This window comes from Aminobacter aganoensis (genome assembly GCF_014206975.1).
GTDB lineage: Bacteria > Pseudomonadota > Alphaproteobacteria > Rhizobiales > Rhizobiaceae > Aminobacter > Aminobacter aganoensis.
This window is the reverse complement of the sequence record NZ_JACHOU010000001.1, coordinates 280,487-303,445: the sequence shown is the minus strand read 5'-3', so window position 1 is coordinate 303,445 and position 22,959 is coordinate 280,487. Positions and strand designations below refer to the sequence as shown.

At 64.4% G+C, this 22,959-nt stretch carries 24 protein-coding genes; 22 read left to right on the top strand and 2 right to left on the bottom strand.

Annotated features, from left to right (window positions below; genetic code table 11):
- Positions 1-29: 29 nt before the first annotated feature.
- The 19 genes from secG to GGR00_RS01355 all read left to right on the top strand — a co-directional run bounded on the left by secG (position 30) and on the right by GGR00_RS01355 (position 17,442).
- Positions 30-509: a preprotein translocase subunit SecG gene (gene secG / locus GGR00_RS01445; RefSeq protein WP_184697374.1), complete on the top strand. Its 480-nt coding sequence runs from the start codon at positions 30-32 to the stop codon at positions 507-509.
- A 216-nt stretch (positions 510-725) separates the two neighbouring features.
- On the top strand, positions 726-1,820 hold the full coding sequence (locus GGR00_RS01440; protein WP_184697370.1) for a L,D-transpeptidase: 1,095 nt from the start codon (positions 726-728) through the stop codon (positions 1,818-1,820).
- A gap of 150 nt (positions 1,821-1,970) precedes the next feature.
- Positions 1,971-3,608: a CTP synthase gene (pyrG, locus tag GGR00_RS01435; RefSeq protein WP_156381272.1), complete on the top strand. Its 1,638-nt coding sequence runs from the start codon at positions 1,971-1,973 to the stop codon at positions 3,606-3,608.
- 63 nt (positions 3,609-3,671) lie between these two features.
- Complete coding sequence (locus GGR00_RS01430; RefSeq protein ID WP_184697367.1) at positions 3,672-4,214, top strand: DUF1697 domain-containing protein; 543 nt, start codon at positions 3,672-3,674, stop codon at positions 4,212-4,214.
- Positions 4,215-4,262: 48 nt separating this feature from the next.
- A complete protein-coding gene (locus GGR00_RS01425; protein ID WP_184697364.1) occupies positions 4,263-5,126 on the top strand; it encodes a VOC family protein in 864 nt (287 codons plus the stop codon).
- Complete coding sequence (gene kdsA, locus GGR00_RS01420; RefSeq protein ID WP_055976982.1) at positions 5,123-5,956, top strand: 3-deoxy-8-phosphooctulonate synthase; 834 nt, start codon at positions 5,123-5,125, stop codon at positions 5,954-5,956. Before GGR00_RS01425 ends, kdsA begins: the two co-directional genes overlap by 4 nt.
- A 97-nt stretch (positions 5,957-6,053) precedes the next feature.
- Positions 6,054-6,257 (top strand): dodecin family protein, encoded by a 204-nt coding sequence (locus tag GGR00_RS01415; protein WP_055976979.1) that lies wholly within the window; start codon positions 6,054-6,056, stop codon positions 6,255-6,257.
- A gap of 88 nt (positions 6,258-6,345) precedes the next feature.
- A complete protein-coding gene (locus GGR00_RS01410; protein WP_055976976.1) occupies positions 6,346-6,711 on the top strand; it encodes a PRC-barrel domain-containing protein in 366 nt (121 codons plus the stop codon).
- 407 nt (positions 6,712-7,118) lie between these two features.
- On the top strand, positions 7,119-8,393 hold the full coding sequence (gene eno, locus GGR00_RS01405; RefSeq protein WP_055976973.1) for a phosphopyruvate hydratase: 1,275 nt from the start codon (positions 7,119-7,121) through the stop codon (positions 8,391-8,393).
- A 134-nt stretch (positions 8,394-8,527) separates the two neighbouring features.
- Positions 8,528-8,857, top strand: a complete 330-nt coding sequence (locus GGR00_RS01400; RefSeq protein ID WP_055976970.1) for an FtsB family cell division protein — start codon at positions 8,528-8,530, stop codon at positions 8,855-8,857.
- Between the two features lie 175 nt (positions 8,858-9,032).
- Complete coding sequence (gene pdhA, locus GGR00_RS01395; RefSeq protein ID WP_184697361.1) at positions 9,033-10,076, top strand: pyruvate dehydrogenase (acetyl-transferring) E1 component subunit alpha; 1,044 nt, start codon at positions 9,033-9,035, stop codon at positions 10,074-10,076.
- A gap of 14 nt (positions 10,077-10,090) precedes the next feature.
- Positions 10,091-11,479: a pyruvate dehydrogenase complex E1 component subunit beta gene (locus GGR00_RS01390; RefSeq protein ID WP_055976965.1), complete on the top strand. Its 1,389-nt coding sequence runs from the start codon at positions 10,091-10,093 to the stop codon at positions 11,477-11,479.
- Between the two features lie 18 nt (positions 11,480-11,497).
- Positions 11,498-12,868: a pyruvate dehydrogenase complex dihydrolipoamide acetyltransferase gene (locus GGR00_RS01385; RefSeq protein WP_184697357.1), complete on the top strand. Its 1,371-nt coding sequence runs from the start codon at positions 11,498-11,500 to the stop codon at positions 12,866-12,868.
- Between the two features lie 75 nt (positions 12,869-12,943).
- Positions 12,944-13,582, top strand: a complete 639-nt coding sequence (locus tag GGR00_RS01380; protein ID WP_184697355.1) for an SGNH/GDSL hydrolase family protein — start codon at positions 12,944-12,946, stop codon at positions 13,580-13,582.
- A 1-nt stretch (position 13,583) separates the two neighbouring features.
- On the top strand, positions 13,584-14,165 hold the full coding sequence (locus GGR00_RS01375; protein ID WP_184697352.1) for a GNAT family N-acetyltransferase: 582 nt from the start codon (positions 13,584-13,586) through the stop codon (positions 14,163-14,165).
- Between the two features lie 15 nt (positions 14,166-14,180).
- On the top strand, positions 14,181-15,626 hold the full coding sequence (lpdA, locus tag GGR00_RS01370; RefSeq protein ID WP_184697349.1) for a dihydrolipoyl dehydrogenase: 1,446 nt from the start codon (positions 14,181-14,183) through the stop codon (positions 15,624-15,626).
- A gap of 82 nt (positions 15,627-15,708) precedes the next feature.
- Positions 15,709-15,993, top strand: coding sequence for a GlsB/YeaQ/YmgE family stress response membrane protein (locus GGR00_RS01365; RefSeq protein ID WP_184697346.1), 285 nt, complete (start codon positions 15,709-15,711; stop codon positions 15,991-15,993).
- A gap of 9 nt (positions 15,994-16,002) precedes the next feature.
- Positions 16,003-16,965: a lipoyl synthase gene (lipA, locus tag GGR00_RS01360; RefSeq protein WP_184697344.1), complete on the top strand. Its 963-nt coding sequence runs from the start codon at positions 16,003-16,005 to the stop codon at positions 16,963-16,965.
- Positions 16,966-16,980: 15 nt separating this feature from the next.
- Entirely contained in the window at positions 16,981-17,442 is a 462-nt protein-coding gene (locus GGR00_RS01355; protein WP_055976938.1) for a type II toxin-antitoxin system RatA family toxin, read from the top strand.
- Here the strand turns inward: GGR00_RS01355 and GGR00_RS01350 are convergent.
- Positions 17,418-17,924, bottom strand: a complete 507-nt coding sequence (locus tag GGR00_RS01350; protein ID WP_184697341.1) for a CinA family protein — start codon at positions 17,922-17,924, stop codon at positions 17,418-17,420. The two genes, GGR00_RS01355 and GGR00_RS01350, sit on opposite strands and share 25 nt — an antisense overlap.
- Positions 17,921-19,144: a bifunctional 2-C-methyl-D-erythritol 4-phosphate cytidylyltransferase/2-C-methyl-D-erythritol 2,4-cyclodiphosphate synthase gene (locus tag GGR00_RS01345; RefSeq protein WP_184697338.1), complete on the bottom strand. Its 1,224-nt coding sequence runs from the start codon at positions 19,142-19,144 to the stop codon at positions 17,921-17,923. The genes GGR00_RS01350 and GGR00_RS01345 overlap by 4 nt, the downstream gene beginning before the upstream one ends.
- 140 nt (positions 19,145-19,284) lie before the next feature.
- Here GGR00_RS01345 and dusB point away from each other — a divergent pair, with 140 nt between their 5' ends.
- The 3 genes from dusB to ntrC are packed head-to-tail and all read left to right on the top strand — an operon-like array spanning position 19,285 to position 22,906.
- A complete protein-coding gene (dusB, locus tag GGR00_RS01340; RefSeq protein ID WP_184697335.1) occupies positions 19,285-20,313 on the top strand; it encodes a tRNA dihydrouridine synthase DusB in 1,029 nt (342 codons plus the stop codon).
- Entirely contained in the window at positions 20,310-21,452 is a 1,143-nt protein-coding gene (locus GGR00_RS01335; RefSeq protein WP_184697332.1) for a two-component system sensor histidine kinase NtrB, read from the top strand. The genes dusB and GGR00_RS01335 overlap by 4 nt, the downstream gene beginning before the upstream one ends.
- A complete protein-coding gene (ntrC, locus tag GGR00_RS01330; protein ID WP_055976921.1) occupies positions 21,449-22,906 on the top strand; it encodes a nitrogen regulation protein NR(I) in 1,458 nt (485 codons plus the stop codon). Before GGR00_RS01335 ends, ntrC begins: the two co-directional genes overlap by 4 nt.
- Positions 22,907-22,959: the final 53 nt, after the last annotated feature.

Below are 22,959 nucleotides of genomic sequence, written 5' to 3'. Positions count from 1 at the left end.
CCCCGTCAGGAAAGATCTCAGGAAGCGCAATGGAAACCGTCGTTATCGTCATTCACCTGATGGTCGTGCTCGCCCTCGTCGGTGTGGTGCTCCTGCAGCGCTCGGAAGGTGGCGGCCTCGGCATCGGCGGCGGTTCGGGCTTCATGACGGCGCGTGGTGCTGCCAACGCGCTCACCCGCGCCACGGCAATCCTGGCGACGGTCTTCTTTGTCACGTCGCTGACGCTGTCGATCATCGCGCGCTACGGCGAGAAGCCGATCGACATCCTCGACCGCGCTCCGGCGACCCAGAGCGGCGCTCCGAGCGGCAGCGGCCAGGGCATTCTCGACCAGCTCGGCGGCTCGACTCCGGCGCCTGCACCGGCGGCACCTGCCTCGGGCACGACGGCTCCTGCGGCTCCGACCGCCGAACAGCCGGCAGCGCCTGCCGCACCGGCGGCTTCGGGCACCACCGAGCAGCCTGCTGCGGGCACGCCTGCTGCGCCTGTCACGCCGCAGGTTCCGAACTAAATCTGGCCTGCTTGCCGCAACCTGTTGTTGTTTGAACACAGTCGCGGCAAATGCAGCAATGATCACCTGAATTCGCACATCCAGCCGGGGGCGCCTCACTTGAGGCGTCTCCGGCTAATCGATTATAGCTTGGGCTGCGGCATATCGGCGGGGGCGCCTTGGGGCACCGCGCGTTGTCGCGCAAAGATTTGCGTTGAACGTTCGGGATCCTTCGCCATGCAGCTCCGCCGCATCCTACTTGCTGGAATTTGCGCCTCTCTCATGAGTTCGACGGCCTTTGCCGCCACTTCGGCCGGCACGGCTGTTCCGCCGCAGCCCGGGGCTGCGAGCGACATCGTCGCGGTCGCCGCCAAGAGCGATGCCGCCGAGCTTAAGCTGTTGAAGAAAAAGAAGAAGCCGACCGACGAGGACCTGGTCCGGATCAAGGACCTCGAGGCCAAGATCAAGGCCGACAGGGAAGTCGCGCGCCTGAAGATGCTCGAAGCCAAGAAGCTGGCGATGCGGGCGGCGGCCAAGGAAAAGGCCGAGAAGGCACGTGAAGTCGCCCGCCTCAAGAAGGCCGAGAAGGCGACGACCCAGGTCGCCGCTGCAGAGCCAGCGCCCAAGCGCAATCTCCAGCCGCTGGACGTCACCAAGCCGATCGAGCCACTGACGCCCGACGCCATGGAAATCGCTGCCACCGGCAACAACGGTGAGTTGCGCAGCGAGAGCAAGGAGCGTCCGCGCCAGACCGGCCTGCTGGCGGGTATCTTCGGCGGCAGTGCGCCCCAGCAGTCTATGCTGCCGCAGACGCGCGCGCTCGATGCGGTGCTGCAGGCCAAGCAGGCCAAGAAGCAGTTCAAGGTGAAGTCCGATTTCGAGCCGCAGGAAGTGTCGTTCTCGGGCTATGAGCGCGGCCAGATCGTGGTCGATACCGGCTCCCGCTACCTTTATCTGATCGAATCATCCTCGACCGCGCGCCGCTATGCCATCGCGGTCGGCCGCGAGGGCCTGGAGTTCAAGGGCAAGGCCACCATCGGCGACAAGCAGGAATGGCCACGCTGGATTCCGACCAAGGACATGCAGGAGCGCGAGCCCAAGAAATACGGCCAGTACAAGGACGGCATGAACGGCGGGCCGGAAAATCCGCTCGGCGCGCGCGCCATCTACCTTTACCAGGGCAAGAAGGATACCCATATCCGTATCCATGGTACCAACCAGCCGCAGACGATCGGCACGAATTCTTCGAACGGTTGCTTCCGGATGGTCAACGACCATGTCATGGACCTCTACAATCGCGTGAAGATGGGCTCTGAAGTCATCGTCATGTAAGGCGTCCACAAGACGCTGATATCCGGGCCGGCCTGACCGCCGGCCTTTTTGTTTGCGTGTCTACTCGGCAGCAAGACTGAACAGCCAGATAGGGAAAAGTCCGACGCGGCGGATTTTTCTCTGGCGGAATCGATTTGGCCGCGTTAAGCGATGAATCCCATGGCGCGATATGTTTTCATTACCGGCGGCGTGGTCTCTTCCCTTGGAAAAGGCATAGCCGCAGCGGCCCTAGGGGCTCTTCTGCAGGCACGCGGATATCGCGTGCGCATCCGCAAGCTCGATCCGTACCTCAATGTCGACCCGGGAACGATGTCGCCTTACCAGCATGGTGAGGTGTTCGTGACCGACGACGGTGCGGAAACCGACCTCGATCTCGGTCACTACGAGCGCTTCACCGGGCGTTCGGCGAACCAGAGCGACAACATCACCACCGGCCGCATCTACAAGAACATCATCGAACGCGAGCGGCGCGGCGACTACCTCGGCGCGACAGTGCAGGTCATTCCGCACGTCACCGACGAGATCAAGAACTTCATCCTCGACGGCAATGACGAGTACGACTTCGTACTCTGCGAGATCGGCGGCACCGTCGGCGACATCGAGGCGATGCCGTTCCTCGAGGCGATCCGCCAGCTTGGCAACGACCTTCCGCGCAACAACGCGGTCTACGTCCACCTGACCTTGATGCCTTACATTCCGACGGCGGGCGAGCTCAAGACCAAGCCGACCCAGCATTCGGTCAAGGAACTGCGCTCGATCGGCATCGCCCCGGACATCCTCCTGGTCCGCGCCGACCGCGACATTCCCAAGGAAGAGCGCCGCAAGCTGTCGCTGTTCTGCAACGTGCGCGAATCGGCGGTCATCCAGGCGCTCGACGTCGGCCACATCTACGACGTGCCGCTGGCCTACCATAAGGAAGGCCTGGATTCGGAAGTGCTGGCCGCCTTCGGCATCGACCCGGCGCCCAAGCCGCGTCTCGACGCCTGGCAGAACGTCTCGCAGCTGATCCACAATCCCGAAGGCGAAGTCACCATCGCCGTGGTCGGCAAGTACACCGGCCTCAAGGATGCCTACAAGTCGCTGATCGAGGCGCTGTCGCATGGCGGCCTCGCCAACAACGTCAAGGTCAAGCTCGACTGGATCGAGAGCGAGGTCTTCGAGAAGGAAGACCCGGCACCGTTCCTGGAAAAGGTCCACGGCATCCTGGTGCCCGGCGGCTTCGGCGAGCGCGGCTCGGAAGGCAAGATCCTGGCAGCCAAGTTCGCGCGCGAGCGCAAGGTGCCGTATTTCGGCATCTGCTTCGGCATGCAGATGGCCTGCATCGAGGCGGCTCGTTCGTTGGCCGGCATCGACAATGCCTCGTCGACCGAGTTCGGTGCGACCAAGGAGCCGGTCGTCGGCCTGATGACCGAATGGCTCAAGGGCAACATGCTGGAGAAGCGCCGGGCCTCCGGCGACCTTGGCGGCACCATGCGCCTCGGCGCGTTCGACGCCAAGCTGTCCGAGGGCTCGAAGATCGCCGATATCTATGGCGACACCGACATCTCCGAGCGTCACCGCCACCGCTACGAGGTCAACATCGACTACAAGGACCGGCTCGAAGAGTGCGGCCTGGTCTTTGCCGGCATGTCGCCGGACGGCGTGCTGCCCGAGACGGTCGAATATCCCGACCATCCCTGGTTCATCGGCGTCCAGTACCATCCGGAGCTGAAGAGCCGTCCGCTGGAACCGCACCCGCTGTTCGCCAGCTTCATCGAAGCCGCGGTCGAACAGAGCCGGCTCGTCTGATTTTTCCATGCGCGCCGCCGTGAACTCGCCGGCGCGCAAATCTTTCCAGTGGCTGCACCGCGCATGACCACCTACGTCGCGCTCCTCTACAGCATCGTGCTCGGACCTGGCCGGCGCGTCGTCATGTCCGACCTGCGCGACATGGCCGTTGGCCTCGGCCTCGAAAACCCGCGCACGCTGGTTGCGACGGGAAACCTGGTCTTCGAGGCTGACAAGCCGATTCCCGACCTTGAACGCGACCTCGAGGCGGCGTTCGCCCAGAAGTTCGGCAAGCATGTCGACATCATCGTCCGTGACGCCGGTGCCTGGAGCAAGCTGGTTGGCGCCAATCCGTTTCCTGAGGAGGCGGAGCGCGAGCCGGATCAGGTGGCGGTTCGGGTGATGCGTCAGCCGGTGGCACCTGACGTCATCGAGCGGCTTCGGCCCTATGTCGCCGCCGACGAGAAGCTGGCCGTCGTCAACGGCGACATCTGGCTGCATTTTTCGCGCAGCGCCGGCACGTCGCGGCTGCTCGGCGTGCTGACGCCCAAGCGGGCCGGCGGCATCGGCACATCACGCAACTGGAACACCGTGCGGCGCCTCGGCGACATGGTTTCCGGGCTTTGAGGCGCTTCGTCTTGCGAAAATCGCTGATTTGAGGCACAGCGCAGGCCGATGACCAAAACCCTCCAGAGTGGGCCTCGGGCTCTCGACCATGTGGTCCTGCCGACCCCAAGCCTCGCCGTCGCTCGCGAGAGGCTGACCTCGCTCGGCTTCACGGCTGCGCCCCAGGGCATCCATCCCTTCGGCACCGTCAACTGCTGCATCTATCTGGCCGACGGTACCTTCCTCGAGCCATTGGCGGTGGGCGATGTCGCGGCTGCCGACCAGGCAGTTGCCGCGGGCAACGTGTTCGTGGCGCGCGACCGTTCGTTCCGCGCCGCCCACGGCGACGACGGCTTTTCCGCGGTCGTCTTCGCCTCAGACGACGCCGACGCCGACCACCGCCGCTATGTCGAGGCGGGCGTGTCGGCCGGCCCGCGCCTCGATTTCTCGCGGCCTTTCGTCGATGCCGGCGGCCTCGCCGACGTCGCGTCGTTCCGGCTCGCCTTTGCCGCCGAGCCCTCGAATGCCGGCGATGCGTTCTTCTTCGCCTGTGAGCGCGCCAATGCGCCGAATGTGGACCGCAGCGCCCTGCAGGCCCATGCCAACGGCGCCAGCCGCGTGGTTGCCGTCGAGGCGCGGGCCGGCGATGCCGCTTCGGCCGCTGCCTTCCTGGCGATGGTCGCGCGCAGCTTTGCAGGCGTCGCCTCCGGCGGGGCCAAGGTTCCGCTCGCCAATGCCGATGTGATGGTCCGCGCCTCGGCCGGTCGCAAGCATATCCAGCTCGACGCCATCGTTTTCGCCGTCGGCGATCTCGCTGCGGCGAGAGCGCTTCTTGTACGCAACGGCATCGCGCACGATCTAAGCGGGCAAAGGCTGGTGATTCCGCCAGCGCCGGGGCAGGGTGCCGCCTTCATTTTCGAGGAAAAGTCATGACCAAGCCGAATGCAAATGTGACGGTCGGCAAGACCCTGTTCGCCAATGACGCGCCGCTGTCGCTGATCGCCGGTCCCTGCCAGTTCGAATCGCGCCAGCACGCCTTCGACATGGCCGGCAAGCTCAAGGAGCTGACGCAGAAGCTCGGCATCGGCTTCGTCTACAAGTCGAGCTTCGACAAGGCCAACCGCAGCTCGCTGTCGAGCACCCGCGGCGCCGGCCTCGACGCGGCGTTGCCTGCTTTCTCCGACCTGCGCAAGGAACTGGGCGTCACCGTGCTTACCGATGTCCACACCGAAGAGCAGTGCGCCATCGTCGGCGAAGTGGTCGACGTGCTGCAGATCCCGGCCTTCCTCAGCCGCCAGACCGACCTGCTCATCGCTGCGGCCAGGACCGGCAAGGTCGTCAACGTCAAGAAGGGCCAGTTCCTGGCGCCCTGGGACATGAAGAACGTCGTCGCCAAGGTCACCGGCTCGGGCAATCCCAACGTTCTCGTCACCGAGCGTGGCGCCTCCTTCGGCTACAACACGCTGGTCTCCGACATGCGTGCGCTGCCGATCATGGCCGACATCGGCGCGCCCGTGATCTTCGACGCCACCCATTCGGTGCAGCAGCCGGGCGGGCAGGGTGCGACCTCGGGCGGCGAGCGCCGTTTCGTCGAGACCCTGGCGCGTGCCGCCGTTGCCGTCGGCGTCGCCGGCGTGTTCATCGAGACGCATGAAGACCCCGACAATTCGACCTCGTCGGATGGCCCCAACATGGTCCCCTTCAAGGACATGCCGGCCCTGCTGGAAAGGCTGATGGCCTTCGACCGGGTCGCCAAGGGCTGACGCCCGGGCAACGGGCGCCTGCAACTCCTGCTTGAGCCGGGCTTGCGCCCGGCGTAGGCTTTCCTCCGTGACTGAGCGTATCGGCCGGAGGAATTACATGTCTGTTGCCCGCGTTACGGAAATCACCTCGTCGTCGACCAAGAGCTTTCAGGATGCGATCGAGCAGGGCATCTCCCGTGCGTCGATGACGCTGAAGAACGTCGAGGGCGCCTGGATCCAGGACCAGAAGGTGGTCGTCGAGAACGGCAAGATCACCGCCTACCGGGTCAACATGAAGGTGACCTTCATCCTCACAGACTGAGGATCGGCTGGCTCGGCGCGGAAAATTTGGAACCTCCGCTTCGGGGGACCGTTAGTCCTGCATCCACCAACCAACGAGGAGCAGGATCATGACGACTGTCACTGGTCATACCGAAGCCATTCCCGCGTCGCGGGTCATCGGCACCAAGGTCTACAACACCGCCGGCGAGAGCATCGGCTCGATCGAGGATGTCATGCTCGACAAGACGTCCAACGGCATCATGTTCGCCGTCATCGGCTTCGGCGGCTTCCTCGGCATCGGCGAGCGCTATCACGCCATTCCGTGGTCCACGCTGGACTATGACAAGAGCCGCGGCGGCTATGTCGTCCCGTTCTCCACCGAGCAGCTGAAGGCCGCTCCGTCCTATTCGGTCAACGAACTGACCGAGGACGATGGCCAGTCGGTGCGCGATGCCTCATTCCAGCACTATCGCGTCGAGCCCTATTGGCATTGACCCGAAGCAAAAAAGCCCCGCACGAGCGGGGCTTTTTCGTTGATGCCGGCTTCTACCTTGCCGTCGGAACGATCCGCACCTGCGACGTGCCCTGAGGGGGCGGTTGACTGTCGCATGAGGTCAGGAATGCTGCGGCGATGAAGAACAAACTCAGGATACCACTTAACTCGGACATGGCGAAACTCCCTCTGTTTCGCCCCGCGCGCGGATAGTTTACCCGAAAGTTTGGGCGATGCCTGCCCGTTGGGATGAATTATCATGACAGCGTTTTGTCTAAAGTGAATCCGGCGGCTGACGCAGCGTGATATTTGGCCGCCCGCGATTGCCTTTTCCAGATCTTTGGCTAAGACGGGCGCGGAAATCCAACCGATCCTTTTCTTTGCGATCAGCTCCCGGGGATGCCTCACATGACAGCAATCATCGATATCGTCGGCCGCGAGATTCTCGACAGCCGCGGCAATCCCACCGTCGAGGTGGATGTGGTTCTCGAAGACGGCTCGATGGGCCGCGCAGCCGTTCCCTCCGGTGCGTCGACCGGCGCCCACGAGGCGATGGAACTGCGTGACGGCGGCCCGCGCTATCTCGGCAAGGGCGTCGAACGCGCCGTCGAAGCCGTCAATGGCGAGCTGTTCGAGGCGATCGGCGGCATGGAAGCCGAGAACCAGATCCATATCGACCAGACGATGATCGAGCTGGACGGCACGCCCAACAAGAGCCGCCTCGGCGCCAACGCCATCCTCGGCGTGTCGCTCGCCGTCGCCAAGGCTGCTGCCGAGGCTTCCGGCCTGCCGCTCTATCGTTATGTCGGCGGCCCGAACGCCCGCGTGCTGCCGGTGCCGATGATGAACATCATCAATGGCGGCGCGCATGCCGACAACCCGATCGACTTCCAGGAATTCATGATCATGCCGGTTGGCGCGCCTTCGCTGCGCGATGCCGTGCGCTGGGGCTCGGAAATCTTCCACACCCTGAAGAAGGGGCTGAAGGACGCCGGCCACAACACCAATGTCGGCGACGAGGGCGGTTTCGCGCCGAACCTCAAGAGCGCCCAGGCGGCACTCGACTTCGTCATGGCCTCGATCGAAAAGGCCGGCTTCAAGCCGGGCGAGGACGTGGCGCTGGCGCTCGACTGCGCCGCGACCGAGTTCTTCAAGGGCGGCAACTACGTTTATGAGGGCGAGAAGAAGACCCGCGATCCCAAGGCCCAGGCCAAGTACCTCGCCAAGCTTGCCGCCGACTACCCGATCATCTCGATCGAGGACGGAATGTCGGAAGACGACTGGGAAGGCTGGAAGTACCTGACCGAGCTGTGCGGCGACAAGGTGCAGCTGGTCGGCGACGACCTGTTCGTCACCAATTCGGCGCGCCTGCGCGACGGCATCAAGATGGGCGTCGCCAACTCGATCCTGGTCAAGGTCAACCAGATCGGCTCGCTGACCGAGACGCTCGACGCCGTCGAGACCGCGCACAAGGCCGCCTACACCGCCGTCATGTCGCACCGCTCGGGCGAGACCGAGGATTCGACCATCGCCGACCTCGCGGTTGCCACCAACTGCGGTCAGATCAAGACCGGCTCGCTGGCCCGTTCGGACCGTACCGCCAAGTACAACCAGCTGATCCGCATCGAGGAAGAGCTCGGCACCCAGGCACGCTTCGCCGGCAGGTCCATCCTGCGCGGCTGAGTGCTTCACGATTGACGAACTGAAGAAGGCGGGATGTTTCCCGCCTTTTTTATTTTTGGCGACGGCCCGGCAGGCCGACCGTAACCGTCCATTAAGCACAATCGAGCGACAAGAACCTGAGAGAGGTTCGGACCATGTGGACACGCCAGCACAAGCAGACGAAATCCGGGCGCCTGATCGTCCCGGCGCTGGCGGTGATGTTTCTGTCCTACTTCGGCTTCCACGCTTATCACGGCGAATTCGGCATCTATTCCAAGTACCGGCTCGAGGCCCAGGCCGTCGAACTGCAGGCCCGGCTCGACAGCGTTCGGGCGCAGCGCATGGATGTCGAGCGCCGCGTGCAGATGCTGCATGACGGCTCGCTGGAGAAGGACATGCTTGACGAGCAGGCGCGCAACGCGCTCAATATGTCCCATGCAGACGAGCTGACCATCATGCGCCCATCCGCGCAGGCGATTAACTGAGTCTCGGTTAATCAAGAAGAAATTCAACGTTTTTAGGCGCTTAACCGCATGCCTGCTATGCATTTTTCCGCATGGCGCCGCGTCACTCTCCATGCTAGCGTTTTGGTCATGGAGAGGAGAGACAAATGCATGATCTCCTCAATGTCCGCAAAGAGACGCCACTAGGGAGTGATGCATGGCCACCGCCGCCAAAAAAGCGCCTGCCAAAGCCAAATCCGATTCAAAATCCCCATCAGCACCGGTAACACCCAAGCCGGTCGAGTTTACCAAGGACCAGGATCTCAACGCCTATCGCGAGATGCTGCTCATCCGCCGCTTCGAGGAAAAGGCCGGCCAGCTCTACGGCATGGGCTTCATCGGCGGCTTCTGCCACCTCTATATCGGCCAGGAAGCGGTCGTCACCGGCCTGCAGATGTCGCTGATCGAAGGCGACCAGATGATCACTGCCTATCGCGATCACGGCCACATGCTGGCGATGGGGCTTTCGGCACGCGGCGTCATGGCCGAGTTGACCGGACGCCGGGGCGGCTTGTCGAAAGGCAAGGGCGGCTCCATGCACATGTTCTCCAAGGAAAAGCATTTCTACGGCGGCCACGGCATCGTTGGCGCCCAGGTGTCGCTCGGCACGGGTCTGGCTTTCGCCAATCGCTACCGCGAGAACCCCAATGTCAGCGTCACCTATTTCGGCGACGGCGCGGCCAACCAGGGCCAGGTCTACGAGAGCTTCAACATGGCCGCGTTGTGGAAGCTGCCGGTGATCTACGTCATCGAAAACAACCGCTACGCCATGGGCACCGCCGTAACGCGTGCTTCGGCCGAGACCGATTTCTCGCAGCGCGGCGTTTCCTTCAAGATTCCGGGCATCAAGGTTGACGGCATGGACGTGCGCGCGGTCAAGGCCGCCGGCGATCTCGCCACTGAATGGTGCCGTTCGGGCAACGGCCCGATCATCCTCGAGATGGAGACCTACCGTTATCGCGGTCACTCGATGTCCGATCCGGCAAAGTACCGGTCGAAGGACGAAGTGCAGAAGATGCGCTCCGAGCACGACCCGATCGAACAGGTCAAGGCGCGCCTGATCGCCAAGAAGTGGGCGAGCGAGGACGACCTCAAGGCCGTCGACAAGGATGTTCGCGACATTGTGGCTGACGCCGCAGACTTTGCTCAGACCGATCCCGAGCCGGATGCTTCCGAGCTCTGGACCGACATCTTGATCTAAGGGAGGGCGCGAACATGCCGATCGAAATTCTCATGCCTGCGCTCTCGCCGACGATGGAAGAGGGCAATCTGTCCAAGTGGCTGAAGAACGAAGGCGACAAGGTCGTCGCCGGCGACGTCATCGCCGAAATCGAAACCGACAAGGCGACCATGGAAGTCGAAGCCGTCGATGAGGGCACGCTCGCCCGGATCGTGGTTCCCGCCGGCACCGAGGGCGTCAAGGTCAATGCGCTGATCGCCGTGCTTGCCGCCGATGGCGAAGACATGACCAGGGCAGCCGAGGGTGCGGGTGAAGAAGCGCCGGCCAAGGCTGCTGCCCCAGCCGCCGCGCCGGCTCCCGCCAAGAGCGAGGCTGCCGCACCTGTCGCCGCAGCGCCCAGGACCGAAGTCGCTGCCGATCCGGACATTCCGGCCGGCACCGAGATGGTGTCGATGACTGTGCGCGAAGCATTGCGCGACGCCATGGCCGAGGAAATGCGCCGTGACGCCGACGTCTTCGTCATGGGTGAGGAAGTTGCCGAGTACCAGGGCGCCTACAAGATCACGCAAGGCCTGCTGCAGGAGTTCGGTCCGCGCCGCGTCGTCGACACGCCGATCACCGAGCATGGGTTCGCCGGCGTCGGCGTCGGTGCGGCGATGGCCGGCCTCAAGCCGATCGTCGAATTCATGACCTTCAACTTCGCCATGCAGGCGATCGACCAGATCGTCAACTCGGCCGCTAAGACGCTCTACATGTCGGGCGGCCAGATGGGCGCGCCGATCGTCTTCCGTGGACCGAGCGGCGCTGCTGCCCGCGTCGCTGCCCAGCACTCGCAGTGCTATGCGGCGTGGTACAGCCACATTCCGGGCCTCAAGGTGGTGATGCCGTACTCGGCAGCCGACGCCAAGGGCCTGCTCAAGGCGGCCATCCGCGACCCCAACCCGGTCATCTTCCTCGAGAACGAAATCCTCTACGGCCACCATTTCGATGTGCCGAAGATGGATGATTTCGTGCTGCCGATCGGTAAGGCGCGCATCCACAAGCCGGGCAAGGACGTCACCATCGTCTCGTTCGGCATTGGCATGACCTACGCGATCAAGGCCGAGGCCGAGCTCGCCGCTATGGGCATCGACGCCGAGATCATCGATCTCAGGACCATCCGTCCGCTCGACTTCGACACCATCATCGCGTCGGTCAAGAAGACCAACCGCCTGGTCGTGGTCGAGGAAGGCTTCCCGCAGTCATCGGTCGGCGATTTCGTTGCCAACCAGGTGTCGCAGCGCGCCTTCGACCATCTCGATGCGCCCGTCATCACCATCGCCGGCAAGGACGTGCCGATGCCCTACGCCGCCAATCTCGAAAAGCTGGCTCTGCCCAACGTGGCCGAGGTGGTCGAGGCGGTCAAAGCAGTCACGTATCGCTGACACGGGCGGGAGGTCATCATGCCGATCAATATCACCATGCCTGCCCTTTCGCCGACGATGGAAGAGGGCAATCTGGCCAAGTGGCTGGTCAAGGAAGGCGACAAGGTTGCGCCCGGCGACGTGATCGCCGAGATCGAAACCGACAAGGCGACGATGGAAGTCGAAGCCGTCGATGAAGGCACCGTCGCCAAGCTCGTCGTCCCGGCCGGCACCGAAGGCGTCAAGGTCAACGCGCTGATCGCCATCCTCGCCGCCGAAGGCGAGGATGCGTCGGCCGCTGCCAAGGGCGGCAACGGCGCGCCTGCCGCAGCCCCCAAGGCTGAGGCGCCCAAGGCAGAGGCTCCGAAGGCGGAGGCTCCTGCCGCCGCATCGGCTCCGGTCGCCGCCGCTCCGGCTGCAAAGCCGGCTGCCACCAACGGGGCCGCAACCTCCAGCGAGGGCCGCTCCTTCGCGTCGCCGCTCGCCCGTCGCATCGCCAAGGATTCCGGCATCGACCTTGCGGCCGTAACCGGCACCGGCCCGCATGGCCGTGTCGTCAAGGCCGATGTCGAGGCTGCGATCTCGGGTGGCGGCGCCAAGGCTGCCCCCGCCGCCAAGGCTCCTGCCGGTGCTGCGGCTGCGGCGCCCGCCGCCAAGGGCATGTCGGACGACCAGGTTCTCAAGCTGTTCGAAGAGGGCAGCTACGAGCTCATCCCGCACGACAACATGCGCAAGACGATCGCGCGCCGTCTTGTCGAGGCCAAGAGCACCATCCCGCATTTCTACCTCACGCTCGACTGCGACATCGATGCGCTGCTGGCGCTCCGCGCCCAGCTCAACGCCGCTGCCCCGACCGTGAAGACCGAAAAGGGCGAGGTTCCGGCCTACAAGCTGTCGGTCAACGACATGATCATCAAGGGAATGGCGCTGGCCCTCAAGGCCGTGCCGGATGCCAATGTGTCGTGGACCGACCAGGCCATGGTCAAGCACAAGCACGCCGACGTCGGCGTCGCCGTGTCGATCCCGGGCGGCCTGATCACCCCGATCATCCGCCAGGCCGACATCAAGACGCTGTCCGTCATTTCCAATGAAATGAAGGACCTTGCCGGCAGGGCCCGCAACCGCAAGCTCAAGCCCGAGGAATACCAGGGCGGCACGAGCGCGGTCTCCAACCTCGGCATGTTCGGCATCAAGGACTTCTCCGCCGTCATCAACCCGCCGCACGCCACCATCCTGGCGGTCGGCGCGGGCGAGCAGCGGGCCGTCGTCAAGAATGGCGAGATCAAGATCGCCAATGTGATGTCGGTGACGCTGTCGACCGACCACCGCGCCGTCGATGGCGCGCTCGGCGCCGAACTGCTCGCCGCCTTCAAGCGCCTCATCGAAAACCCGATGGGCATGCTGGTGTAAGGCTTTCGCCCTCCTCGTCCGCGAGGAGGGCATCCGCCTCCAGGGGCCGAAGGGGCAGGGAAAGAGGACCCTTTCATGAAGTCAGTTCTTTGCTACGGCGACTCGCTGACCTGGGGCTATGACGCCGCCGGTCCCGGCCGGCACGCCTTCGAAGACCGCTGGCCGAGCGTTCTGCAGCGGGAACTGGGCGAGGGCGTCAACGTCGTCGCCGAGGGTCTCAACGGCCGTACCACCGCCTTCGACGATCATCTTGCCGCTGCCGACCGCAACGGGGCGCGCATGCTGCCGACGATCCTTGGCAGCCATACGCCGCTCGACGTCGTCGTCATCATGCTTGGCTCCAACGACATGAAGCCGTGGATCCACGGCAACCCGCTTGCCGCCAGGCAGGGCATGGCGCGGCTGGTGTCGATCGTCAGGTCCTACGACCATGGCATGGACTATCCCGCACCTGAAATTCTCCTGGTTTCGCCGCCTGCCGTCAGCCGCACCGAAAATGCCGAGTACAAGGACACGTTCGCCGGCGGCGACAAGGCTTCGCACAAGCTTGCGCCGCTCTATGCGGCTCTCGCCGACGAGGTCGGTTGTGGCTTCTTCGATGCCGGCTCGGTTGCCGTCACCACGCCGCTCGACGGCGTGCATCTCGACGCCGAAAACACCCGCGCCATCGGCAAGGCGCTCGCGCCCGTCGTGCGCGTGATGTTGGAGCTCTGATTTGGGCGGCGCCGTCACCATACGCCGCGCCGAAAGGCGCGACGCAGCGGAGCTGGCGATCCTGGTCGACCTGTCGTCGCATGGGTTGGCGTCCTGGCTCTGGTATGGCGCCGTGCTCGACGGCACGACGCAGACCGCGCTCGAACATGGCCGCAACCAGATGCGCCACGACGACGAACGCGCCGGCTGGAAGGATGCCAGCCTGGCCGAAGTGGACAGCGAAATTGCTGGTGTCGTGATCGGCCATCTGGTCGACCCTTCGTTCGCCGACGAAGTGGCGCCTCATCCGGTGTTCGAGCCGATCCTCGCCCTGCAGAAACAGGTCGTCGGAAACTGGTTCATCGACAGCGTCGGCGTCTACCGCCACCACCGCGGCCGCGGCATTGGCCGCCATCTTGTCGCCCACGAACTTTCGCGCGCCGCCGGCCGTGCGGTCAGCCTGATCACCGAAAGCGACAACGAGGTGGCGCTCGGGCTCTATGGGTCCCATGGGTTCGAGGAAATCGCGCGCCAGCCTTCCGTATCGACCGACACCTACAGCAAGAAACACGACTGGGTGCTGCTCACGCGCAGCGCGATCTGAACAAGAGGCACACTCATGGCTGACAATTACGACGTCATCATCATAGGCTCCGGTCCCGGCGGCTATATCGCGGCGATCCGCGCTGCCCAGCTCGGTCTCAAGACCGCTGTCGTCGAGCGCGAGCACCTTGCCGGCATCTGCTCGAACTGGGGCTGCATCCCGACCAAGGCGCTGCTGCGTTCGGCCGAGGTCATGCATCTGGCCGAGCACGCCAAGAACTACGGCCTGAAGCTCGAAGGCTCGATCTCGCCCGATCTCAAGGCCATCGTCGACCGGTCGCGCGGCATTGCCCAGCGCATGAATGGCGGCGTCGGCTTCCTGATGAAGAAGAACAAGGTCGACGTCATCTGGGGCGAGGCCAAGCTTACGAAGCCCGGCCAGATCGTCGTCTCCAAGTCGTCGAAGAAGCCGATGGAGCCGCAGGCGCCGCTGCCCAAGAACACGCTGGGCGAGGGCACCTACTCAGCCAAGCACATCATCGTCGCCACCGGCGCCCGTCCGCGCGCGCTGCCCGGCATCGAGCCGGATGGCAAGCTGATCTGGACCTATTTCGAGGCGATGGTGCCGCCGGAGATGCCGAAGTCGCTGCTGGTCATGGGCTCGGGCGCCATCGGCATCGAGTTCGCCTCGTTCTACCGCACGATGGGCGTCGACGTCACTGTCGTCGAGGTGATGCCCGCCGTCATGCCGGTCGAGGATGCCGAAATCTCTGCCTTCGCCAAGAAGCAGTTCGACAAGCAGGGCATGAAGATCCATCTCGAAGCCAAGGTGACCAAGGTCGAGAAGGGCGCCAACTCGATCACCGCCCATGTCGAGATGAAGGACGGCAAGGTCGAGAAGATCACCGCCGACCGCATGATCTCGGCCGTCGGCGTCCAGGGCAACATCGAAAACATCGGCCTCGAAGCGCTGGGCGTGAAGACCGACCGCGGCTGCATCGTCATCGACGGCTATGGCAAGACCAACGTGCCGGGCGTCTACGCCATCGGCGACGTCGCAGGTCCCCCGATGCTGGCGCACAAGGCCGAGCACGAGGCGGTCATCTGCGTCGAAAAGATCGCCGGCCTGCCCAACGTTCATCCGATGGACAAGCTCAAGATCCCTGGCTGCACCTACTGCAACCCGCAGGTCGCCTCCGTCGGCCTGACCGAAGCCAGGGCCAAGGCCGAGGGCAAGGACATCCGCATCGGCCGCTTCCCCTTCGTCGCCAACGGCAAGGCGATCGCGCTGGGCGAGGACCAGGGCATGGTCAAGACCATCTTCGACAAGAAGACCGGCCAGCTGCTCGGCGCGCATCTCGTCGGCGCTGAAGTCACCGAGCTGATCCAGGGTTTTGTCGTCGCGATGAACCTGGAAACCACCGAGGAAGAGCTGATGCACACCATCTTCCCGCATCCGACGATCTCGGAAACGATGAAGGAAAGTGTGCTCGACGCCTATGGGCGCGCGCTCAACGCATGACGCCCGTGCATCGGCGCGCCTTTCGCAGCGCGCCGATTGCCACTATATGCACTGAAGGCCAACGGTTGGCGGGAGAGGAGCGATGGAGCAGAGCTACGGAATTCTCGGCATGCCCGGTGTCGGATTTTTCGGCATGCTGCTCATCGGTTTTCTTGCCGGCTACGTCGCCGAGCGGACGATGAACCGCGACCACGGCTTTCTGACGAACATTCTCGTCGGCATCGCCGGCTCCTTTGTCGGCGGCACTCTGGTGGGGTTGCTCGGCATCAATTATTACGGGTTCATGGGCAATCTCATCGTCGCCATCGCCGGCGCCCTGATCTTGCTCTGGATTTTCGGCCGTTCGCAATCGGCGCGGCCACGATAGGAAGAACTGATGGTCACCGTTCTCGATCTCAAAGACCGTCCGCGCGCGCGGCACCCCGAAAAGGCCCACCGGCCCGACCAGGAGGTCCTGCGCAAGCCGGACTGGATCCGCGTCAAGGCGCCGGTTTCGCGCGGCTACCAGGAAACGCGCGAGATCGTGAAGTCGCACAAGCTGGTGACCGTCTGCGAAGAAGCCGGCTGCCCCAACATCGGCGAGTGCTGGGAAAAGAAGCACGCCACCTTCATGATCCTGGGCGAGATCTGCACCCGCGCCTGCGCCTTCTGCAATGTCGCGACGGGCATCCCGACCGCCGTCGACGCCAAAGAGCCCGAAAGCGTCGCCAAGGCTGTTGCCCAGATGGGCCTGACCCACGTCGTCATCACCTCGGTCGACCGTGACGATCTGGCCGACGGCGGCGCGCAGCATTTCGCCGACGTGATCCATGCCATCCGCAGGCTGACGCCGCAGACGACCATCGAGATCCTGACGCCGGACTTCCTGCGCAAGGAAGGCGCATTGGAGATCGTCGTCGCCGCCAAGCCGGATGTCTTCAACCACAATCTCGAGACGGTGCCGTCGAATTACCTGACGGTGCGTCCCGGTGCCCGTTACTTCCACTCGATCCGCCTGCTGCAGCGGGTCAAGGAGATCGATCCGTCAATCTTCACCAAGTCCGGCATCATGGTCGGCCTCGGCGAGGAGCGCCACGAGGTGCTGCAGCTGATGGACGACCTGCGTACCGCCAATGTCGACTTCATGACCATCGGCCAGTACCTGCAGCCGACGAAGAAGCATCATCCGGTCAAGAAGTTCGTGACGCCGGACGAATTCGAGTCCTACGCCACCGTCGGCAAGTCGAAAGGCTTCCTGCTTGTCGCGTCCAGCCCGCTGACGCGCTCGTCGCACCATGCCGGCGACGATTTCGCCAAGCTGCGTGCTGCCCGCGAAGCGCGTCTCGCCAAGTCGGCCTGACGCGCCCGGGCCAACATGCCGAAGTTCGAAACCACGCGCCGGGTCAGCCACTCGCCGGAAGAAATGTACGCGCTCGTGGCCGACGTGGAAAAATATCCGGAATTCCTGCCGCTGTGCGAAGCGCTGAACGTGCGCTCGCGCCGCGAGCGCGACGGCCGTGAAATCCTCGTCGCTGACATGACCGTTGGCTACAAGGCCATCCGCGAGACCTTCACCACCCAGGTGCTGCTGACGCCCGAGGCCAACACCATCGACGTCAAGTATCTCGATGGCCCGTTCCGCTACCTCACCAACGAGTGGAAATTCGTGGCGGCGGCAGGCGGCGGCTCGGACGTCGAGTTCTTCATCGACTACGAATTCAAGAGCCGCATCCTGGGCGCGCTGATGGGCACGATGTTCGACCGCGCCTTCCGCATGTTCGCCGAAGCCTTCGAAAAGCGCGCCGACGTGATCTACGGACCGGCGAATCCGGTCTGATCCACGGCGCGCAGGCCCAATCCCAGCGCCGTCCTGACCGTCTCGCGGCGGATGAAGTCACGGCCCTTGTCTTCGAACAGGCGGAATTCTGCTTCTGCCGGTGCGCCCGTCCTGGCAACGCCGAACCAGACCAGCCCGACCGGCTTTTCGGCCGAACCGCCGCCGGGACCGGCAACGCCGGTCACCGCCAGCGCCAGGCCTCCACGCGAATGGGCAAGGGCGCCAGCCGCCATTTCGAGTGCTGTTTCGCGCGAGACCGCGCCATGCGCCCTGAGCGTCGCTTCGGAGACGCCGAGCATCTCCATCTTGGCGTCGTTGGAATAGGTGATGAAGCCACGGTCGACGACCGCCGAGGAACCGGCGATGTCGGTCAGCGCCGCGATGATCATGCCGCCGGTGCAGCTTTCGGCGGTGGCCATCATCGTGCCATGCGCCTCGCAGGCTTCCAGCAAGGCCGAGGCGAGGGCGCCGATGTCGCTCATTCCGGCAGTTCCCCGGGATAGACCACGCTTGCGGTCGCGATCGCAGCGATGCCTTCCTCGCGGCCGACGAAACCGAGCTTCTCGTTGGTGGTGGCCTTGATCGACACGCGCTCCGGCGCGATGCGCAGCATGTCGGCCAGTTCCGCCGTCATTGCCTCCCTGTGCGGACCGACGCGCGGCGCCTCGCAGATCAGGGTGATGTCGGCATTGGCGATACGCCCGCCGCGGGCGCGCACGATCTTTGCGGCGTGCTCGACGAACTGGCGCGAAGCGGCGCCCTTCCACTGCGGGTCCGAGGGCGGGAAGTGGGTGCCGATGTCGCCGGCGCCACAGGTGGCCAGCAGCGCGTCGGTCAGCGCGTGCAGGCCGACATCGGCGTCGGAATGGCCGTTCAGCTTTTTGCTATGCGGAATCTTGATGCCGCACAGCCAGACATGGTCGCCGGCTTCGAAGGAATGCACGTCGTAGCCGTTGCCGGTGCGCACGTCGGGAAAGCTCGGTGTCTGGCCGGAGAGGCGCTGGTCGGCCATGGCGATGTCCTTTGCCCAGGTAAGTTTGATGTTGTCGGGCGAGCCAAGCACCAGCCGCACGGGGATGCCGGCCCATTCGGCGATCGCCGAATCGTCGGTGAAGTCGCTGCGCCCGGCCTCGTACGCACGCTGGTGGGCGGCCAGGATCGGCTCGAACGGGAAACCCTGCGGCGTCTGTGCCGAATGCAGGCCGGCGCGCGGCACGGTTTCCGCCACGGTGCGGTCGGATGCCTCCTTCTTCAGCGTGTCGGAGACCGGCAGCGATGGCAGCGAGCCGTGCCCGGCGTCGATGCCCTCGATCGTGCGGTCGATCACCTCAGAGCCGATGAAGGGCCGGACGCCGTCATGGATGAGCACTGCGCCTGGCTTGGCATCTTGCAAGGCGAGAAGGGCAAGGCGCGTCGAATCCTGGCGCGTGGCACCGCCGACAACGGTGGTGACGCGCGCGGCGAATTCGCCGGCGGCGGCCGTGAACAATCCGGCGTCGTCGGCATGGATGGCGACGGCCACCGCGCCGATGCGCGGATGGTCGAGAAACGCTTTCAGCGTGTGCCAGATGACGGCCTTGCCGCCGATGCTGCGATACTGCTTGGGGCCGTCGGCCTGGCCGGCGCGTTCGCCGCGCCCGGCCGCCACGATGACGACCGCGACCTTCGAACTCAAATGGCGGGAGGAGACTTCTGCATTCATGTGCAGAGGCTTAGCCGCGAGGTCTGCGGAAGGCCAGTAGAATCCAGAAAGCGCCGCATTCGGCTGTCATTTCGCAGTTGCACAATGAGCTGATCATGGCTACTCATTGTGCAAAGGCGAATGGTGCTTTGTTTTTGTGCATGGATAAGCTTTCAAAACTCGGCGAGCCGCTTTGCATCGGTGGCGTCACGATCCGCAATCGGGTGTTTCTCGCCCCGATGTCGGGCGTCACCGACGAGGCTTTTCGCACGCGCGCCCATGCCCATGGTGCCGGTCTCGTGGTGTCCGAGATGGTCGCCAGTGGCGAACTTGCCAAGGGCCGCGGTTCCAGCGGTTTCCGCATCCGCCATTCGGGCTTGCCCGTGCACATGGTCCAGCTTGCCGGCCGCGAGGCCGCGCATATGGCTGAGGCCGCCCGTATCGCCGTTGGCGAGGGTGCCGATGTAATCGATATCAATATGGGCTGCCCGGCCAAGAAGGTGACCGGCGGCTATGCCGGCTCGGCGCTGATGCGAGACCTCGACTTTGCCCTGACGCTGATCGATGCGGTGGTCGAAACCATCGACGTGCCGGTGACGCTGAAGATGCGGCTTGGCTGGGACGACGACGTGCTCAACGCGCCGGAGTTGGCGCGCCGCGCCGAACAGGCCGGTGTTTCGATGGTCACCGTTCACGGCCGCACGCGCTGCCAGTTCTACAAAGGCAAGGCCGACTGGCGGGCGATCGCCCGCGTCAAGGAGGCGGTGAGCATCCCGGTGGTCGCCAATGGCGACGTCGAAACGCCGGAGGACGCCGCCGGGATTCTGGAGCAATCCGGTGCCGACGCCGTGATGGCGGGGCGCTCGCATTATGGCGCGCCGTGGACGGCGGGCATGATCGCGGCCGCAGCGGGCGGTACGAAGGCCGCGGGCGTTCCGCAAAGCCCGGCCGAAATGGCCGACTATGCCGTGGCCCACTACGAGGACATGCTGGCGCTCTACGGCACCGAGAGCGGCCTGCGCCAGGCGCGCAAGCATCTCGGCTGGTATCTCGACCGCCACGCATCCGGCGTGCCTGACGATTTGCGCCGTGGCGTCCTCACCTCATTCGATCCTGCCCAGGTGGTGGCGTCGCTGCGCGAAGCGCTGGTGTCGTTTGGCGAGATTTTTCCGGAAAGGAACGCGGCATGAAGTTCAACCCGGCTCCGGCAGCAGATCCGGCGGATGCCGCGCAGATCGTCCTCGACACGATCCGGCGCCCGGTCATCATGATCGGCCCCGACAACTTCATCACCTTCGCCAATGCCGACGCCGAGGACTTCTTCCGCTCCAGCGCCACCGTGCTGGCGCGCAGCGATCTTTCGCGCTTCGTGCCTTTCGGCAGCCCGATCCTGACGCTGGTCGAGCAGGTGCGCGAACGCCTGACGCCGGTCAACGAATACCGCGTCGACGTTTCGTCGCCGCGGCTTGGCGTCGAGAAGATGGTCGACCTCTACGTTGCCCCGGTGTCGGAACTTCCGGGCTCAGTCGTCGTGATGTTCCAGGAACGCTCGATGGCCGACAAGATCGACCGCCAGATGACCCATCGCGGTGCCGCGCGTTCGGTTACCGGGCTCGCCGCGATGCTGGCTCACGAGATCAAGAACCCGCTCTCCGGAATCAGGGGGGCGGCCCAGTTGCTGGAACTGTCGGCGTCCGACGAGGACCGTGCGCTGACGCGGCTGATCACCGACGAAACCGACCGCATCGTCAAGCTCGTCGACCGCATGGAGGTGTTCTCGGACGAGCGTCCCATCGACCGCTATCCGGTCAACATCCATGTCGTTCTCGACCATGTGAAGGCGATCGCCAAGAACGGTTTTGCCAATGGTATCAAGATCCTGGAGGATTATGATCCATCATTGCCTCCGGTCTATGCCAACCGCGACCAGCTGGTCCAGATCTTCCTCAACCTGGTCAAGAACGCCGCCGAGGCTATCGGTCACCAGCCGGGCGGCGAAATCACGCTGTCGACCGCCTTCCGGCCCGGCATCCGCATGTCGATCCCCGGCACCCAGGACCGGGTCTCGCTGCCGCTCGAATTCTGCGTCCACGACAATGGTCCGGGGGTGTCCGAGGACATCCTGCCGATCCTGTTCGACCCGTTCATAACCACCAAGCCCAACGGCTCCGGGCTTGGCCTGGCACTGGTCGCCAAGATCGTCGGCGACCATGGCGGAGTGATCGAGTGCGATTCGACGCCGCGGGGCACCACCTTTCGCATCCTGATGCCTGCCTGGAAGGAACTGCCCGGGCATTCGACCGACGTCAGCGAAGGAGACCATCGATGAGCGTGCGCGGAAACATTCTGGTCGCCGACGACGATGCGGCCATCCGCACCGTACTCAACCAGGCGCTGTCGCGTATGGGGCATGAGGTTCGCGTCACCTCTAATGCCGCGACGCTGTGGCGTTGGGTGGCCGCCGGCGAGGGCGATCTGGTCATCACCGACGTCGTCATGCCCGACGAAAACGCCTTCGACATGCTGCCGCGCATCAAGAAGGCGCGGCCCGAGTTACCTGTCATCGTCATGAGCGCCCAGAACACCTTCATGACGGCGATCCGCGCCTCCGAGACCGGCGCCTATGAATACCTGCCCAAGCCGTTCGACCTGACCGAACTGCTCAGCATCGTCAATCGCGCGCTTGCCGAACCGCGCCGGCCGAAGATCGACCAGCGCCATGACGAGCAACCCGACGCGATGCCGCTGGTCGGCCGCTCCGCGGCGATGCAGGACATCTACCGCATGCTGGCGCGCATGATGCAGACCGACCTGACGGTGATGATCTCGGGCGAATCGGGCACCGGCAAGGAGCTGGTGGCGCGTGCTCTCCATGAATATGGCCGGCGCCGCAACGGGCCGTTCGTCGCCATCAACATGGCCGCGATTCCCCGCGACCTGATCGAATCCGAGCTGTTCGGGCACGAGAAAGGCGCCTTCACCGGCGCGCAGAACCGCTCGACCGGCCGCTTCGAGCAGGCCGAGGGCGGCACTCTGTTCCTGGACGAGATCGGCGACATGCCGATGGAGGCGCAGACACGGCTGCTGCGCGTGCTCCAGCAGGGCGAATACACCACCGTCGGCGGGCGCACGCCGATCAAGACCGACGTGCGCATCGTCGCCGCCACCAACAAGGATCTCCGGGCGCTGATCAACCAGGGCCTGTTCCGCGAGGACCTGTTCTACCGTCTCAATGTGGTGCCGCTGCGGCTGCCGGCGCTGCGCGAAAGATCCGAGGATATTCCAGACCTTGTGCGGCACTTCTTCAAGCAAGGCGTGAGCGAGGGACTGCAGGCCAAGCGTATCTCCGCCGGCGGTGTCGAGCTGATGAAGCGCTACCCCTGGCCGGGCAATGTGCGCGAGCTGGAAAACCTGGTGCGCCGGCTGGCCGCGCTCTATCCGCAGGACGAGATCTCGGCCGAGATCATCGAATCGGAACTGAAGACCGGCGAGCAGGAGGCGGTCCCGGGCGGCAATCTGATCCCCGACGACCTGTCGGTCGGGCAGGCGGTCGAGCATTTCCTGCAGCGCTATTTCGCCATGTTCGCCGACGACCTGCCGCCGCCCGGCCTTTACCAGCGCATTCTGGCGGAGGTCGAATATCCGCTGGTCCTGGCGTCGATGACGGCAACGCGCGGAAACCAGATCAAGGCCGCCGAATTGCTGGGCCTGAACCGCAACACGCTGCGCAAGAAGATCCGCGAACTCGGCGTCAACGTCTACAAGTCGGCGCGGCCTGGCTGAGCAGGGGAAGTCGAAACGCTTATCTGTCGAAAGCCTGCCGAAACATTTTCGCT

Coding starts and splice junctions, on each gene's coding strand:
- secG (WP_184697374.1), top strand. CDS start 30: ATGGAAACCGTCGTTATCGTCATTCACCTGATGGTCGTGCTCGCCCTC.
- GGR00_RS01440 (WP_184697370.1), top strand. CDS start 726: ATGCAGCTCCGCCGCATCCTACTTGCTGGAATTTGCGCCTCTCTCATG.
- pyrG (WP_156381272.1), top strand. CDS start 1,971: ATGAATCCCATGGCGCGATATGTTTTCATTACCGGCGGCGTGGTCTCT.
- GGR00_RS01430 (WP_184697367.1), top strand. CDS start 3,672: ATGACCACCTACGTCGCGCTCCTCTACAGCATCGTGCTCGGACCTGGC.
- GGR00_RS01425 (WP_184697364.1), top strand. CDS start 4,263: ATGACCAAAACCCTCCAGAGTGGGCCTCGGGCTCTCGACCATGTGGTC.
- kdsA (WP_055976982.1), top strand. CDS start 5,123: ATGACCAAGCCGAATGCAAATGTGACGGTCGGCAAGACCCTGTTCGCC.
- GGR00_RS01415 (WP_055976979.1), top strand. CDS start 6,054: ATGTCTGTTGCCCGCGTTACGGAAATCACCTCGTCGTCGACCAAGAGC.
- GGR00_RS01410 (WP_055976976.1), top strand. CDS start 6,346: ATGACGACTGTCACTGGTCATACCGAAGCCATTCCCGCGTCGCGGGTC.
- eno (WP_055976973.1), top strand. CDS start 7,119: ATGACAGCAATCATCGATATCGTCGGCCGCGAGATTCTCGACAGCCGC.
- GGR00_RS01400 (WP_055976970.1), top strand. CDS start 8,528: ATGTGGACACGCCAGCACAAGCAGACGAAATCCGGGCGCCTGATCGTC.
- pdhA (WP_184697361.1), top strand. CDS start 9,033: ATGGCCACCGCCGCCAAAAAAGCGCCTGCCAAAGCCAAATCCGATTCA.
- GGR00_RS01390 (WP_055976965.1), top strand. CDS start 10,091: ATGCCGATCGAAATTCTCATGCCTGCGCTCTCGCCGACGATGGAAGAG.
- GGR00_RS01385 (WP_184697357.1), top strand. CDS start 11,498: ATGCCGATCAATATCACCATGCCTGCCCTTTCGCCGACGATGGAAGAG.
- GGR00_RS01380 (WP_184697355.1), top strand. CDS start 12,944: ATGAAGTCAGTTCTTTGCTACGGCGACTCGCTGACCTGGGGCTATGAC.
- lpdA (WP_184697349.1), top strand. CDS start 14,181: ATGGCTGACAATTACGACGTCATCATCATAGGCTCCGGTCCCGGCGGC.
- GGR00_RS01365 (WP_184697346.1), top strand. CDS start 15,709: ATGGAGCAGAGCTACGGAATTCTCGGCATGCCCGGTGTCGGATTTTTC.
- lipA (WP_184697344.1), top strand. CDS start 16,003: ATGGTCACCGTTCTCGATCTCAAAGACCGTCCGCGCGCGCGGCACCCC.
- GGR00_RS01355 (WP_055976938.1), top strand. CDS start 16,981: ATGCCGAAGTTCGAAACCACGCGCCGGGTCAGCCACTCGCCGGAAGAA.
- GGR00_RS01350 (WP_184697341.1), bottom strand. CDS start 17,924: ATGAGCGACATCGGCGCCCTCGCCTCGGCCTTGCTGGAAGCCTGCGAG.
- GGR00_RS01345 (WP_184697338.1), bottom strand. CDS start 19,144: ATGAATGCAGAAGTCTCCTCCCGCCATTTGAGTTCGAAGGTCGCGGTC.
- dusB (WP_184697335.1), top strand. CDS start 19,285: ATGGATAAGCTTTCAAAACTCGGCGAGCCGCTTTGCATCGGTGGCGTC.
- GGR00_RS01335 (WP_184697332.1), top strand. CDS start 20,310: ATGAAGTTCAACCCGGCTCCGGCAGCAGATCCGGCGGATGCCGCGCAG.
- ntrC (WP_055976921.1), top strand. CDS start 21,449: ATGAGCGTGCGCGGAAACATTCTGGTCGCCGACGACGATGCGGCCATC.